Origin of the sequence: Paraburkholderia sp. SIMBA_030 (genome assembly GCF_046535245.1) — a bacterium.
Classification (GTDB): domain Bacteria; phylum Pseudomonadota; class Gammaproteobacteria; order Burkholderiales; family Burkholderiaceae; genus Paraburkholderia.
The window spans coordinates 1-311 of record NZ_JAWRXB010000249.1 but is presented as its reverse complement, the minus strand read 5'-3'; the positions used below and the strand labels follow the sequence as shown (position 1 = coordinate 311).

Below are 311 nucleotides of genomic sequence, written 5' to 3'. Positions count from 1 at the left end.
TGGATCACTGGCTGTTTTATCATTCTCTTTTTTAGCCTCCAGTGTTTCATCATAAGTGTAATTAAATACCACCTGTCCGCTTCTGCTGGTAATCGTCTTCAATTTGTTCTGGAGAAATATAAGGCTCTTCGTACCAGTTTCCGAATATTTTGTTCTTTCATCATATGCCATTACAGCTACGTCTACTCCCAACGGATTTAGAATCCTGCTCAGGTAGTAGGATGGTTTATAATAATTTCCGCCTATAATAAGCTCTCCACAATCGTATTTTGCAGTGTCTGCTTTATCAAAAAAATACTTATATCCGTTAT

1 protein-coding gene is annotated in these 311 nt (G+C 37.0%); it reads right to left on the bottom strand.

The features are described from left to right. A partial coding sequence (locus tag SB772_RS39870) for a hypothetical protein (RefSeq protein ID WP_410838499.1) occupies nt 1-311 on the bottom strand: 311 nt, incomplete at both ends.